The organism is Patulibacter sp., from assembly GCF_030655195.1.
Lineage (GTDB): Bacteria > Actinomycetota > Thermoleophilia > Solirubrobacterales > Solirubrobacteraceae > Patulibacter.
In genome coordinates this window covers 39234-53571 of sequence record NZ_JAURWA010000114.1, presented here as the reverse complement: position 1 = coordinate 53571, position 14338 = coordinate 39234, and the positions used below count along the sequence as shown (strand labels likewise).

The 14338-nt window shown below is 71.6% G+C and carries 12 protein-coding genes; 4 read left to right on the top strand and 8 right to left on the bottom strand.

Annotation, left to right across the window (positions count from 1 at the left end; translation table 11 throughout):
• Positions 1 to 131: 131 nt before the first annotated feature.
• The 4 genes from Q7T67_RS12420 to Q7T67_RS12405 form a co-directional block, all read right to left on the bottom strand.
• The gene (locus tag Q7T67_RS12420) at positions 132 to 929 is read right to left on the bottom strand and encodes an MBL fold metallo-hydrolase (protein ID WP_304789759.1); all 798 of its coding nucleotides are present in this window, start codon (positions 927 to 929) and stop codon (positions 132 to 134) included.
• 137 nt (positions 930 to 1066) lie between these two features.
• Complete coding sequence (locus Q7T67_RS12415) at positions 1067 to 3286, bottom strand: 3-hydroxyacyl-CoA dehydrogenase NAD-binding domain-containing protein (RefSeq protein ID WP_304789756.1); 2220 nt, start codon at positions 3284 to 3286, stop codon at positions 1067 to 1069.
• A 41-nt stretch (positions 3287 to 3327) separates the two neighbouring features.
• Positions 3328 to 4548, bottom strand: coding sequence for an acetyl-CoA C-acetyltransferase (locus tag Q7T67_RS12410; protein ID WP_304789753.1), 1221 nt, complete (start codon positions 4546 to 4548; stop codon positions 3328 to 3330).
• Positions 4549 to 4827: 279 nt separating this feature from the next.
• Positions 4828 to 5082, bottom strand: coding sequence for a hypothetical protein (locus Q7T67_RS12405; RefSeq protein WP_304789749.1), 255 nt, complete (start codon positions 5080 to 5082; stop codon positions 4828 to 4830).
• 397 nt (positions 5083 to 5479) lie between these two features.
• On the opposite strand from Q7T67_RS12405, the gene Q7T67_RS12400 reads away from it, so the two are divergent.
• The 3 genes from Q7T67_RS12400 to Q7T67_RS12390 all read left to right on the top strand — a co-directional run bounded on the left by Q7T67_RS12400 (position 5480) and on the right by Q7T67_RS12390 (position 7660).
• Positions 5480 to 6400, top strand: coding sequence for an NAD(P)H-binding protein (locus Q7T67_RS12400; protein WP_304789746.1), 921 nt, complete (start codon positions 5480 to 5482; stop codon positions 6398 to 6400).
• Positions 6401 to 6453: 53 nt separating this feature from the next.
• Entirely contained in the window at positions 6454 to 6900 is a 447-nt protein-coding gene (locus Q7T67_RS12395) for an SRPBCC family protein (RefSeq protein WP_304789743.1), read from the top strand.
• A 385-nt stretch (positions 6901 to 7285) separates the two neighbouring features.
• Positions 7286 to 7660 carry a helix-turn-helix domain-containing protein gene (locus Q7T67_RS12390; RefSeq protein WP_304789740.1) on the top strand — a complete coding sequence of 125 codons (375 nt, stop codon included), beginning with the start codon at positions 7286 to 7288 and terminating at the stop codon, positions 7658 to 7660.
• A 116-nt stretch (positions 7661 to 7776) separates the two neighbouring features.
• Here the strand turns inward: Q7T67_RS12390 and Q7T67_RS12385 are convergent, their stop codons facing one another.
• Entirely contained in the window at positions 7777 to 8766 is a 990-nt protein-coding gene (locus Q7T67_RS12385) for a malate dehydrogenase (protein ID WP_304789737.1), read from the bottom strand.
• 153 nt (positions 8767 to 8919) lie between these two features.
• Between Q7T67_RS12385 and Q7T67_RS12380 the strand changes: the two genes are divergently transcribed.
• On the top strand, positions 8920 to 10098 hold the full coding sequence (locus tag Q7T67_RS12380; RefSeq protein WP_304789734.1) for a site-2 protease family protein: 1179 nt from the start codon (positions 8920 to 8922) through the stop codon (positions 10096 to 10098).
• A 117-nt stretch (positions 10099 to 10215) separates the two neighbouring features.
• On the opposite strand, the gene Q7T67_RS12375 is transcribed toward Q7T67_RS12380, so the two are convergent.
• From Q7T67_RS12375 to Q7T67_RS12365, 3 genes are read right to left on the bottom strand one after another with little or no spacing between them, the layout of a single operon-like run.
• Positions 10216 to 10989: a succinate dehydrogenase/fumarate reductase iron-sulfur subunit gene (locus tag Q7T67_RS12375; RefSeq protein ID WP_304789731.1), complete on the bottom strand. Its 774-nt coding sequence runs from the start codon at positions 10987 to 10989 to the stop codon at positions 10216 to 10218.
• The gene (locus Q7T67_RS12370) at positions 10986 to 12908 is read right to left on the bottom strand and encodes a fumarate reductase/succinate dehydrogenase flavoprotein subunit (RefSeq protein WP_304789728.1); all 1923 of its coding nucleotides are present in this window, start codon (positions 12906 to 12908) and stop codon (positions 10986 to 10988) included. Before Q7T67_RS12370 ends, Q7T67_RS12375 begins: the two co-directional genes overlap by 4 nt.
• On the bottom strand, positions 12905 to 13675 hold the full coding sequence (locus Q7T67_RS12365) for a succinate dehydrogenase cytochrome b subunit (protein WP_304789725.1): 771 nt from the start codon (positions 13673 to 13675) through the stop codon (positions 12905 to 12907). Before Q7T67_RS12365 ends, Q7T67_RS12370 begins: the two co-directional genes overlap by 4 nt.
• Positions 13676 to 14338: the final 663 nt, after the last annotated feature.

The following is a 14338-nucleotide window of genomic DNA, read 5'->3' as shown; positions in this document are numbered from 1 at the left end:
ACCTGCGGGTGGATGCCGGGTGTTCGTGGACCGAGGAGGTCGGTGCGGGCGACGGGAGAGCTGTGCACCCGCACTGCCGAGCGTCGCCCGTGCAGAGATCCGAAGCGTCCACGGACGCCCGGCGCCGCCCGCTAGAGCTCGTAGAGCGCGTCGGCGACGGCGATCTCGACGGGGATGCCACCGGCGGTCTCGGTCGCGCGCTCCAGCGCGACGACCGGGTCCTCCTCGTCGGAGATGTGCGTCAGCACGGCGCGCGCGACGCCGGCGCGCCGGACGGCCTCGCCGGCCTCGGCGGCGGTGAGGTGCCCGCGCGGGCCGGCGCGCTCGGGGCGCGGCAGCGTCGCCTCGACGAAGAAGAGGTCCGCGCCCGAGGCGAACTCGACGAGGTCCTCGTTGGGCGCGCAGTCGGACCCGTAGACGAACCGCCCGCCCGTGACGGTCGAGACGATCTCGACCGCGTAGGCCGGCACGAAGTGCGGGACCGCGCGGAAGCGGACCTCGAACGGCCCCAGGTGCAGCGTGGCCTCGGGGTCGTACTCGGCGGAGGCGAAGGCCTGCTCGACGAGCGCGGGCATCCCCCACGCCGTCATCACGGTGCGCATGACCTTCTCGCCGCCGGGCGGCAGGTGCAGGCGCGGGCGCGCCGGGGTGTCGGTGCCCGGCCACGGCGGGACGGGGACGGGCTGCTGCCGCGGGGCGAACGACAGCGCGTAGCTGTAGGGCACGAGGTCCAGCGTGTGGTCCGCGTGGCAGTGCGAGATCACGCAGGCGTCGAGGTCGACGTAGTCCATGTGCGCGCGGAGCTTGCCGAACACGCCGTTGCCGCACTCGAGCAGGAGCGTGTAGCCGTCCTCCTCGACGAGGTACCCGCTGCACGCGCCGTCGACGTCCTGCCAGGCGGGGGACTTCCCCAGGATCCTCACGCGCACGACTGAGCCCTCAGCAAGATCAGCCCAGTCTAGGGACGGCACGCACGCGGCGTGGCGCGGGCGCACCACGTGTGAACGACGACGGCCCGCCGTTCGGCGGGCCGTCGAAGAGGTGGCGGCGCCGGAGCGCCGCCCGTCTAGGCCTTGGCCAGGACGCTCTCGTCGGTGTACGTCTCGCCGGCCTCGGCCTTCGCGACCAGGGAGGCCGGAGGCGTGAACCGCTCGCCGTACTTCGCGGCGAGCTCGTTCGCGCGCTCGACGAAGCCGGCGACGCCGGTGGCCTCGTCGGCGCCGGCGGGCACGTAGCCGTTGATGTACTGCAGGACGCCGCCGGTCCAGGCCGGGAAGCCGATGCCGAAGATCGACCCGATGTTGGCGTCGGAGACCGTCTCGAGGACGCCCTCGTCGAGGCACTTGACCGTCTCGATGGCCTCGGCGAAGAGCATGCGCTCCTCGTAGTCCACGAGCGACAGCGTCGCCGGGTCGGTGTCGCCCGGGATCGCCTTGGCGCCGTACTTCTCGCCCAGGCCCTTCCAGAGACCGAGGCGCTTACCGTCCTCGTACTCGTAGAAGCCGGCGCCGGCCAGGCGGCCCGCGCGACCGGCCTCGATCATGTCGTCGATGACGCCGAACGCCGGGTGGTCGACCCACGCGTCGCCCGCGGCGTCCTTGGACGCCTTGCGGATCTTCGCCATGAGGTTCAGGTTCAGCTCGTCCGAGAGCTGCAGCACCGGGGCGGGGTAGCCCGCCTGCGAGCTGGCCTGCTCGATGGTGCGGGCCGGGACGCCCTCCTTCAGCAGGGCGATGCCCTCGTTGATGAAGGTGCCGATGACGCGCGAGGTGAAGAAGCCGCGCGAGTCGTTGACGACGATCGGGGTCTTGCCGATCTGCTTGACGAGGTCCAGCGCACGGGACGTGGTCTCGTCGGAGGTCTTGTCGCCCTTGATGAGCTCGACGAGCGGCATCTTGTCGACGGGCGAGAAGAAGTGGACGCCGATGAAGTCGTCCGGGCGGGACACGCCCTCGGCGAGCTCCGTGATCGGCAGCGTCGACGTGTTCGAGCCCAGCAGGGCGTCGGGCTTGAGGAACGGCTCGATCTCGGCGAAGACCTGCGCCTTGACCTTCGGATCCTCGAACACGGCCTCGATCACGAGGTCGGCGTCCTTGGCGAGCGACGGGTCGTCCGTGGCGGTGATGCGGCCGAGGAGGGCGTCGCCCTTCTCCTGCGTCACCTTGCCGCGCTCGATGCCCTTGGCGACGAGCTTCTCGGAGTAGCCCCTGCCGCGGTCCGCCGCCTCCTGCGTGACGTCCTTCAGGACGACCTCGATGCCGGACTTGGCGCACTGGTACGCGATGCCCGCGCCCATCATGCCCGCGCCCAGCACGACGACCTTCGTCGCCTTCCACGGCGTGCGGTCCTTCTCGCGACCGCGCAGGCCGTTGACCGTCTGCAGGTCGAAGAAGAACGCCTGGATCATGTTCTTCGCCACCTGGCCGGTGACGAGGTCGACGAAGTACCGGCCCTCGATCGCGATCGCGGTGTCGAAGTCGACCTGGGCGCCCTCGACGGCGGCGGCCATGATGTTCTTCGGCGCCGGCATGTTCGCGCCCTTGAGCTGCTTGCGCAGGTTCGAGGGGAAGGCGGGCAGGTTGGCCGCCAGCTTCGGGTTGCTCGGCGTGCCGCCCGGGATCTTGTAGCCCTTGACGTCCCACGGCTGGACGGCCTCGGGGTTGGCCGTGATGAACGCCTTGGCGGCGGGCAGCAGGTCATCCGGTCCGGCGACGAGCTCGTCGACCAGGCCGACCTCCTTGGCCTTGCCGGGCTTCATGCGCTGGCCCTGCAGCAGGACCTGCATCAGGCCGTTGGCGATGCCGAGCTTGCGGATGACGCGCGTGACGCCGCCGCCGCCCGGGAGCAGGCCGAGGGAGACCTCGGGCAGGCCGAGCTGGATCTTCGGCGAGTCGACGACGACGCGGTGGTGCGTGGCCAGGGCGATCTCGAGACCGCCGCCGAGCGCGGCGCCGTTGATGGCGGCGACGACCGGCTTGCCCAGCTTCTCCAGGCGCCGCAGGGCGCCCTTGACGTTGTCGAGGTTCTCGGCGATCGCGGCCGAGTCGGCCTTCGTCGCCTTGAGCAGGTCGTTGAGGTCGCCGCCGGCGAAGAAGGTCTTCTTCGCGGAGGTGATGACGACGCCCGAGATCTGGTCCTTCTCGGCCTCGAGGCGCTCGACCGCGGCCAGCATGGACGCCGTGTAGTCGGCGTTCATCGTGTTGGCCGACTGGTTCGGGTCGTCCAGGACGAGGTTGACGACGCCGTCGCCGGCGTCCTCCCAGCGGATGGTGTTCGTGAAGCTCATGGGGTGCGTTCCTTCTCGGAGGGGCGGATCGGAGCCGGTGCTCAGATCGCCTCGACGACGGTCGCGATGCCCATGCCGCCGCCGACGCAGAGCGTCGCCAGGCCGTAGCGCTTGCCGCGACGGTGCAGCTCGTCGATCAGCGTGCCGAGGATCATGCCGCCGGTCGCGCCGAGCGGGTGACCCATGGCGATCGAGCCGCCGTTGACGTTCGTGATCTCCGGATCGATGTCCAGGTCCTTGATCAGGCGCAGGGCCACCGCGGCGAACGCCTCGTTGATCTCGATGAGGTCCATGTCCGACGCCTTGAGGCCGGCCTTGGCCAGGGCCTTGCGCGAGGCGGGGCCCGGGGCGGTCAGCATGATCGTCGGGTCCGCGCCGGAGACGGCGGTCGCGAGGATGCGGGCCTTCGGCTTGAGGCCGTTGCGCTCGCCGGCGGCGGCGTTGCCGATCGTCAGCAGCGAGGCGCCGTCGACGATGCCGGACGAGTTGCCGGCGTGGTGGACGTGGTTGATCTCCTCGACCCAGTGGTACTTCTGCAGCGCCACGGCGTCGAAGCCGCCCATGTCGCCCATCATCGCGAAGGACGGCTTGAGCTTGCCGAGGCTCTCGGCGGTCGTGCCACGACGGATGAACTCGTCGCGGTCGAGGACGACCTGCTCGTTGAGGTCGCGGACCGCGACGACGGAGTCCTTGAAGTAGCCGGCGTCCTCGGCCGCGGCGGCGCGCTCCTGCGAGCGGGCGGCGAACGCGTCGACGTCGTCGCGGGAGAAGCCCTCGACCGTGGCGATGAGGTCCGCGCCGATGCCCTGGGGCACGAACTGCGTGTCGAAGTTCGTCTCGGGGTCCATCGCCCAGGCGCCGCCGTCGGAGCCCATCGGCACCCGCGACATCGACTCGACGCCGCCGGCGAGGATCAGGTCGTCGCCGAGGCCGGAGGCGACCTTCTGGGCGGCGGTGTTGACGGCCTCGAGGCCGGACGCGCAGAAGCGGTTGAGCTGGACGCCGGCGACCGTGTTCGGCAGACCGGCCTTCAGCGCCGCGGTCTTGGCGATGTCGGCGCCCTGGTCGCCGACGGGCGAGACGACGCCGAGGATGACGTCGTCGATCGTGTTGGGATCGAACTGGGCGTTGCGGCCCAGCGTCTCGTCGATCAGGCCGACGACGAGGTCGACCGGCTTGGTCCCGTGCAGGGAGCCGTTGCTCTTGCCCTTGCCGCGGGGGGTGCGAATGGCCTCGAAGACCAGCGCCTCGGTGGTGCCCATGTGGAACTCCTGTGCTCGCCGTGCTCGACTGCCACCCGGACCTCGGCATGAGGCCACGTCGTCCGCGTCGCGGCCGCCGGACGTCCCGGCGGTGGCTCCGCGAATACTACCGGGCTGGCTGGCTGGCCAACCGGCCGCCGCGACCGCGGTCGTCCCCGGGGAGGATGCCTCACGCGTGCGCGCCCGTGACCAGAGCGACCGGCGATCGGTCCCGGGACCGCGCGGGTCGCCGGCACGGGCCCGTGCCGTCGTCCGCAGGCCGCGCCGGGCGGCGGGGGGTCAGGCGGCGTAGCGCCGGGCCTGCTCGGCCGCGCTCGGGAACGCGAACGGGGTGCCCGTGGTGCGTTCCGGCCGGAACGCGAACGACATCTGCCGGGGCGGGTGGAGTCCCTGCTCGCGGTCCGGCCTGAACGTCGCGCACGGCTCGGAGCGATCCAGCGCGCACAGCATGTGGCGGCGGAAGAAGCAGTCGTCGCAGCTGGGGGCTGCGGCGGTGCTGCGGGAGCGGGTGCGGGCGTCTGGACGGGTGGTCACGAAGAGAGGTTCCGGGTGCTGACGGCGGTGCGGGCAGGAGCGCGCTCGGGGCTCGTGGGCGAGCTCCGGACGGGGTGTTCACAGGGGCGCTCGGACCGCGGGTCGCGGTCCGGGAGACGCCGAAGGGAGTGGCAGGTCGTGTCGCCGGACAGGCGTCCTGCGGCACGAGGGCCATAGAACCACACCGCTCCCGGCAGCGCGACCCTTGTTCCCGCTAGTTGGTCACTTTTCGTTCACAGCCCGTTGCAGGACCGGCACGATCGACGGCGAACCTGCACGGTTCGTCCGGCGGCCGGCGCCGGTGCGGCGAACGCCGCGGGCCCGGACCGGGCGCCGGGATCCACGGGGGACGCGTCCGCCACCCGGGCCGCGCGCGTAGTCCGCCATGATGGACCCGATGCGCATCCTCGTCACCGGCGCCAGCGGGTTCGCGGGGTCGGCGCTCCTCCCCCGCCTCGTCGCGGAGGGCCACGACGTCCGTGCGTTCGCCCGCGACCCCGCCCGCGTGAGCCACGACGTCCCGGTCGTCCGCGGCGACATGACGACGGGCGAGGGGCTGGACGAGGCGCTCGACGGGGTCGACGTCGCCTACTACCTCGTCCACTCGATGGAGGCCTCCGAGGACGGGGTGCCGTTCGAGGAGCGCGAGCGCCGGTCGGCGGAGCTCTACGCCGAGGCCGCCGCCGCGGCAGGGGTCCGCCGCTCGGTCTACCTCGGCGTGATGGTCGACGAGGACCAGCCGCTCTCGTCGCACCTGCAGAGCCGCCTGGTCGTCGAGCGCACCGTCGCCGCCGCCACCCCCGAGTCCATCGCGCTGCGCGCCTCGATCGCCATCGGCCCCGGCTCGCGGTCCTTCCGGTTCCTCGTCCACCTGGTCGAGCGCCTGCCGGTCCTGCTGCTGCCGCCGTGGCGCCGGTACCGCACGCAGCCCATCGACGAGCGCGACGTCGTCGCGGCCCTGCTGGCGTCCGCCGGCACGCCCGCCGCCGACGGCGAGCACCTCTCGCTCGACGTCGCCGGCCCCGACGTCGTCAGCTACGGCGAGCTCCTCGAGCGCATCCGCGACCTGATGATGGTGCGCCGACCGAGCATCGGTGTCCCGATCAACTCGACCCCGATCTTCGGCCGCGTGGCGTCCGTCCTGGCCGGCGAGGACGCCGAGCTGATCCTCCCCCTGATGGGCGGCCTCCAGGGCGACCTGCTCGCCCGCGACGACCGGTGGGCGACGACCCTCGGCGTCCGTCCCCACGGATTCGACCGCGCGGTCAACCACGCGCTGCTGCAGTGGGAGCGGCAGGAGCCGCTCCGCGCCCGCTAGGCCGCGCCCCCGGCGCGGGCGGGCCGCGTCGGCCGCCGCACTAGGCTGATCGCATGACCGCCGTCGTGGCCACGATCGACATCCCCGTCACCCGGCAGCAGGTGTGGGACCTCGTGATGGACCCACACCAGCTGGAGCGGTGGGTGACGATCCACCGCGAGCTCGTCGCCGCCGACGACGGAACCCCGCGGAAGGGGTTCTCGATGGAACAGCGGATGTCCATCCGTGGGGCACCCGTGACCGTCACCTGGGAGCTCGACGAGGTGGACGCCCCCGCCCTCGCGACGTGGAAGGGCAGGGGCCCTGCACGCGCCACCGCCTTCATCGAGTACCGGTTGGAGGAGATCGACGGAGGCACCCGCTTCCACTACACCAACGACTTCACCCCACCCATGGGCCTCCTCGGACGGGTCGCGTCGAAGGCCCTGATGGGCGGCGTGCCGGACCGGGAGGCCAACGCGTCGCTCGAGCGCCTGCGGGAGCTGCTCGTCACGGGCTGAGGCACGCCGGGACGCGCCGGCCGGGGCGGGGGTGTGCGCACCCGGCGTGCCCACCCGCACCCCCACCCGTGTCGCGCGATCCTCCCCACTGCGGTGGGTAACAGTGTTGGGTGGCGCGGGGGCCGGAACGATGATGGCGCGCCGGAACTCACGGGAATCCGAGTTCCACGTCCGCGGGGAACGGGGGCGTCGCAGAGGACCGCCCGCGCCGCACGTCCCACACGTGGCGGTCGGGTGGCCGTCGGTCGGGGAAGGCGGCACACCCCACACCCGGACCCACCCGTCGACATCCGGCGTTTGGGATAGGCTCACCCCATCGTGGCGTCGTGGGTGGAGGCTCTCCCGCCGACGCCCCGCGCCGAAACACCCACCCACCGAGGACCCCATGTCCGACTTCCTCACGGAGAAGCGCGACGAGATCCAGGCCCGCCTGGACGAGCTCGCACCGTTGATCGCCGAGCACGACCGACTCCGGCGGGCCCTCGACGCGCTCGACGGCGTCGACAGCTCCGGCGGCTCCAGCAGCCGCCAGAGCGAGAAGAGCGGCGGCACCCGCAGCGCCGGCCGGCCGCGCGGCAGCGGCGAGCGTTCACGACAGGCGCTGGCGCTGCTGCGTCAGGAGCCCGGGCTCGGTGCCGCCGAGGTCGCACGCCGCATCGGTGTGCACCCCAACTACGCGTACCGCATCCTCCCCGGCCTCGAGGAGCAGGGCCTGATCGAGAAGAAGGAACGGCTCTGGTACCCGAAGGACGCCGCCTAGCGGTCACGCCGAGGGGGCCGTCCCCCGCTCCGGGAACGACGAAGGGCCGGCGATCGCGCCGGCCCTTCGTCGTTCCCGCCCACCCGCGCGCAGCGGGTGGGCACCGGGCGGTCGGCCTAGATGAGGCCGAGCGACTTGACGGTGTCGCGCTCCTCGGAGAGCTCCTTGACCGTCGCGTCGATCTTGGACTGCGAGAAGTCGTCGATCTCGAGGCCCTGGACGATGGAGTACTCGCCGCCGGAGCAGGTGACCGGGAAGGACGAGATGAGGCCCTCGGGAACGCCGTAGGAGCCGTCCGACGGGATCGCCATCGACGTCCAGTCGCCCTCGGGCGTGCCGTTGACCCACGTGTGGATGTGGTCGATCGCGGCGTTGGCGGCGGAGGCGGCCGACGACGCGCCGCGCGCGTCGATGATCGCCGCGCCGCGCTTGGCGACCGTCGGGATGAAGGTGTTCTCGAGCCAGTCCTGGTCGCCCACGGTCTCGGCGGCGTTCTTGCCGCCGACCTCGGCGTGGAAGAGGTCCGGGTACTGCGTGGCCGAGTGGTTGCCCCAGATCGTCAGCTTCTTGATCTCGGTGACCGAGACCTGCAGCTTCTGCGCCAGCTGCGAGATCGCGCGGTTGTGGTCCAGGCGCGTCATGGCGGTGAACCGGCCGGCCGGGACGTCCGGCGCGTGGGCCTGGGCGATCAGCGCGTTGGTGTTGGCCGGGTTGCCGACGACGAGGACGCGGATGTCGTCCGCCGCGCCCTTGTTGATGGCCTCGCCCTGGGGCTTGAAGATGCCGCCGTTGGCCTCCAGCAGGTCGCCGCGCTCCATGCCGGGGCCACGCGGGCGCGCGCCGACCAGCAGCGCGACGTTCGCGCCATCGAACGCCTTGTTCGCGTCGTCGGTGACCTCGATCGAGTTCAGCAGCGGGAACGCGCAGTCGTCGAGCTCCATCGCGGTGCCCTCGGCCGCCTTGACCGCCGGGGCGATCTCGAGCAGTCGCAGGTTGACCGGCGTGTCCGGGCCGAGCAGGTGGCCGCTGGCGATGCGGAAGAGCAGCGCGTAGCCGATCTGTCCGGCGGCCCCGGTGACGGTGACGTTGACGGGCGACTGGGTCATGTTCTCTCCTGCGGCGTTGCGAGGACGATGCGGTACGGGGTGGCGAGGACGCGCACCCGGTCCGCGCGATGCTAGTGACTGCGCACGCGGGGCAGCCTCCACCGCGCGACGCCCGGCCGGGGCGCGACGCCGACCTGCGACGATGGACCGCGAATGACGACCCCGCGCACCGTGCCGCTCGCGACGCTCTTCGGCATCCGCATCGGCGTCAACCCGAGCTGGTTCTTCGCGCTGCTCCTGATGATCGTCCTGCTCGGCGGGCGCTTCGACGTGATCCTCCCGGACGCGTCGCCGACGGTCGCCTACGCCCTGGCGGTGGCCGCCGCGCTGATCTTCTTCGTCTCGCTCGTGGCCCACGAGCTCGGCCACGCGCTCGCCGCGCGCCGCTTCGGCATCGAGACGCAGGGCATCGAGCTGTGGCTCCTCGGCGGGGTCGCGCGCCTCAGCCGGGACTCGCGCTCGCCGAAGGAGGAGTTCGTCGTCGCCGGGGCGGGGCCGCTCGTCACCCTGGTGCTCTTCTTCGTGGGCCTGGGCGCCGGGCTCCTGATGGGCTCGTTCGACGAGCTGACCGACGCGGTCTGGGTGCCGTCGAGCGCCGACGTCGAGGTGTCCGCCGGCCTGGCCGTCGTGGGCTGGCTGACCTTCGTCAACGGGGCGCTCTTCGTCTTCAACATCATCCCGGCGTTCCCGCTCGACGGCGGTCGGCTGGCCCGTGCGGTCGCCTGGAAGATCACCGGCAACCGCCAGAAGGCGACCGTCGCCGCCGGGATGCTCGGCCGCGGGTTCGCGATCCTGCTGGGCGCCTTCGGCGTCTACGAGCTGATGCAGGGCGACAGCATCGGCGGCATCTGGTACCTGATCCTCGCCTGGTTCATCGCCGGCGCCGCGAAGGCCGCCGTCCTGACGAGCGCGATCAGCGAGCAGCTCCACGAGGTCACGGCGACGGACATCATGGACACGCAGCCGCCGTGGCTCCCGCAGAGCGCGACCGTCCTGGACGCCGAGCACGAGACGCTCCGGCCGTTCGACGCCCCGTGGGCCGCGGTCCTCGACGACGACGGCTACTACCGCGGCATCGTCCAGGCCGATCGCGTGCGGTCCGAGCTCGACGCGGGCCGTCCCGGGGTGCTCGTCGCCGAGCTGGTGGAGTCCGAGGTCCCGCGCATCCCGCCGGACGCCGCGCTCGACGACCTGCTGCAGAGCGAGGCGCTGCGGCGCCTCGGTGCGCTGCCGGTCGTCGACGAGCAGCGCGTGATGCTCGGGCTCGTGACCTCCAAGGGCGTCCGCGACGCGCTGGCCGAGGCCCTCCCCGGCGCCGAGGCCCGCGCCTGAACGGTCCCGTCCCGGGGCCGTCGTGTCCCGGGGGCGAGCGGCCGGGGAACGGTCGCGTCCGGGCGCCGAGCGGCCGGGACGACGGATCCCGGGGCGAGCGCCCCGGGACGGCGGATCCTACTGGGCGACCATCTTCTTCGGGTGCGTCTTCTTCTTCGTGCGCGACGAGCGGCGGTACTCGCGGTTGAGCATCCCGATCACGTCGATGCCGATGTCCTGCGGGCAGACGCGGGCGCACTCGCCGTAGTTCGTGCAGCCGCCGAAGCCCTCCTCGTCCATCTGCAGGACCATGTTGCGCGAGCGCTCGTCGCGCTCGGGCTGGCCCTGCGGCAGGTTGTTGAGGTGCGTCACCTTGGCGCCGGTGAAGAGCATCGCCGCACCGTTGGGGCACGCGGCCACGCAGGCGCCGCAGCCGATGCAGATCGCCGCGTCCATGACCGTCTGGTGGACCTCCGGCGTGACGGGCTGCGAGTTGGGGTCCGGCTGGGGGCCCGTCGTCACCGACACGTAGCCGCCGGCCTGGATGATCCGGTCCAGGGCGCTGCGGTCCACGGCCAGGTCGCGGACCGCGGGGAACGCGTTGTTGCGGAACGGCTCGACGGTGATCGTCGACCCGTCCTCGAAGTCGCGCATGTACGTCTGGCACGTCGTGACCTGGTTGGGCCCGTGCGGCATGCCGTTGATGGTCAGCGCGCAGGTGCCGCAGATGCCCTCGCGGCAGTCGCTGTCGAACGCGACGGTACGGCCGCCCTTGGCGACGAGGTCCTCGTTGAGGGTGTCGAGCATCTCGAGGAACGAGGCCTCGGGGTCGACGTCCTCGACGTGCTTGGTCTCGAAGTGTCCCGGGGCGTCCCGGGAGTCCTGGCGCCAGATCTCGAGCTGGAAGTTCACTTGTAGCTCCTCGTCGCGAGCTTGACCTCGTTGAACACGAGGGGTTCGTCGTGGGGCTCGAACGCGCCGGCGTCCAGCCCGTCCTCCGGGTACTGCCAGGCGGTGACGACGGCGAACTCGTCGTCGTGTCGCAGCGCCTCGCCGTCCTCGGTCTCGTGCTCGCCGCGGAAGTGCCCGCCGCAGGACTCCTCGCGCCGCAGCGCGTCCTCGCACATGAGCTCGGAGAGCTCGATGAAGTCGGCCAGACGGCCGGCGTACTCGAGCGTCGGGTTGAACTCCTCGGCGGAGCCGTCGACGCGGACCTCGTCCCAGAAGCGCGCGCGGATCTCGCGGATCTGCTCGATCGCCTCGAGCAGCCCCTCGCGCGTGCGGAGCATGCCGCACTTGTCGAGCATGATCGCGCCGACCTCGCGGTGGATCGCCTGGGGCGACTTGGTGCCCTGGGCCGACATCAGGCGGTCGATCTGCGACCGCACGCCCTGCTCGGCCTCGACGAACGCCTCGTGCTCCGTGTCCAGCGGCTTCTTGCGCTGCGTGGCCAGGTAGTGCATGACCGTGTGTGGGGCGATGAAGTACCCGTCGGCCAGCGCCTGCATGAGCGCCGAGGCGCCGAGGCGGTTGGCGCCGTGGTCGGAGAAGTTGGCCTCGCCGATCGCGAACAGCCCCTGGACGGTGGTCTGCAGCTCGTAGTCGACCCAGAGCCCGCCCATCGTGTAGTGCGGCGCCGGGTAGATCATCATCGGCTTCTCGAACGGCGAGTCGCCCGTGATCCGCTCGTACATCTGGAAGAGGTTGAGGTACTTGCCCTCGATCGCGTCCCGGCCCTGGCGCTCGATCTCGTCGCGGAAGTCGAGGTACACGCCGCGCTTGGTGCCGCCGACGCCGAGCCCGTCGTCGCAGACGACCTTCGCCGCGCGCGAGGCGATGTCGCGCGGGGCGAGGTTGCCGAACGCGGGGTAACGCTCCTCGAGGAAGTAGTACCGCTCCTCCTCGGGGATGTCCTGCGGCTCGCGCTGCTCATCGGGGTCCCGCGGGACCCAGATGCGCCCGTCGTTGCGCAGCGACTCCGACATCAGGGTCAGCTTCGACTGGTACTCGCCGGACTGCGGGATGCAGGTCGGGTGGATCTGCGTGTAACAGGGGTTGGCGAAGTAGGCGCCCTTCTTCGTCGCCTTCCACGCCGCGGTCGCGTTGGAGCCCATCGCGTTCGTCGACAGGTAGAAGGCGTTGGAGTAGCCGCCCGAGGCGATGACGACGCAGTCGGCGGCGTGCCGCTCGATCGCGCCCGTGATCAGGTTGCGCGCGATGATGCCGCGGGCGACGCCGTCGACGAGGACGACGTCGAGCATCTCGTGGCGGTTGTGGACCGTCACGTTGCCCTCGGCGACCTGGTGCTGCAGCGCCTGGTAGGCGCCGAGCAGCAGCTGCTGGCCCGTCTGTCCGCGCGTGTAGAAGGTGCGCTTGACGAGCACGCCGCCGAAGGAGCGCGTCGCCAGCTGGCCGCCGTACTCGCGGTTGAACGGCACGCCCTGCGCGGTGGCCTGGTCGATGATGTTCGTCGACACCTGCGCGAGACGCCAGACGTTGGCCTCGCGGGAGCGGAAGTCGCCGCCCTTGATCGTGTCGTAGAACAGCCGCTGGACGGCGTCGCCCTCGTTGGCGAAGTCCTTCGCGGCGTTGATGCCGCCCTGCGCGGCGATGGAGTGCGCGCGACGGGGCGAGTCGTGGAAGCAGAAGGAGTCGACCTTGAAGCCCTGTGCCCCGAGGCTGGCCGCGGCACTGGCGCCGGCGAGGCCGGTGCCCACGACGATGACGCGGTGGCTCGGGCGGTTGCGCGGCCCGACCAGCTTGTGGTCGTCCAGCCACCGCCGCCACTTGCCGGCGATCGGGCCTTCGGGGATGCGTGCGTCGAGGGTCACTTGGAGACCTCCGTGGGGGCGTTCGGGCCGGTGACGGGCTCGGGGAGCGCGCCGGTGGCGAAGCTGATCGGCACCATCCAGAAGCCGACGACGACGAAGACGGCCAGCGCCGTCGAGCCGTGGCGCAGGTAGGCGTTGCGCGCGGGCGTGTCGAGGCCCAGGGTCTGGAACAGGCTCCAGACGCCGTGGCGCAGGTGGTAGCCCAGCGCGGCGACCGCGGCCAGGTACAGCACGACGAAGTACCACTTCTGGAACGCGCCGTAGACGTTCGAGTAGATCTCGCCGTGCGCCAAGGGCGTGACGTCGACCGCCAGCAGCGTGAAGTGGAGGATGTGGAAGACGATGAACGCGAGCAGCAGCGGCCCGGTGAGCCGCATGGTGCGGGCGGACCACGACCGGCCGATGCGCTTGGCGGGGAAGCCGGCGGGCCGCGCGGCCCGGTTGCGCATCGTCAGCTGGTAGACGCCGACGACGTGGACGACGAGCGAGGCCAGCAGGAAGATGCGGACGGCCCAGAGGAACGTCTCGGCAGGCAGGAGCGGCGTGCCGAACTCCCGGAGCCAGTGGCCGTAGTCGTCGATCTGCGCGCCGCCGGTGGCGGCCTCCCCCGCCCCGAGCAGGGCCGTGAGGTTGCCGATCATGTGGAGGACCACGTAGCCGACGAGGACGATCCCGGTCAGCGCGACGGCGAGCTTCTTGCCGACGTTGGAGTCCCAGGCCTCCCCGATCCAGGTCCGCCTGCGTCGTCTCAGTTCTCGGGTCGCCACGTCCACGTCGATGTTACGCCCCACACCCCACAGCCGGTTGTCTCCCTGCCTGTATTCCGTGTCGGGCGTCACATACGAGATCGACGCGCGCGGCGGCGGATCGGACGCGGCGCCGCACCGTACCGCACCAATTAGGGAACCCGCCATTACGGGCCGAGGCGTCGAGCGACGGGCGCTGGAGTCGGGCGGATCGCCCGGTCTGTGCTGGCGATCACGCTCTGAGGCCGAGACGCGTGCATGTCGAGATCCGCCGGAACCGTCGGCCTCCGGCGACGCACACCACCGCAAACTGCAACGCAAACCGGACGACCATCACCACCACCATCGCCTGAACAACCGCCCTCCGCATCGACGTCGCGTCGCGCCACACCACCGTGGAGCACCATCCCCACCGAACAGCACACGACGCCCCGCGGAGGCGATCCGCTGCGGCGGCGCAGCGGAGACCGGCCGATCGGCCCGGGACCCGCGACGGCCCCGTTCCATCGGGCGTTTCCCGCCGCACCGAGCGGCGCCGACGAGCCTGCGGGAGGCCCCGCCGACGGGCGTGGAAGGGTGCCCGAAATACCGGAAGTCCGACCGTCCGAGGATGGATTGGCATGGACCCTCCCGGGTAGCACCCTGTGTAGGATCGATCACCGGTTCCCCAGTTGGCCCGAGGAG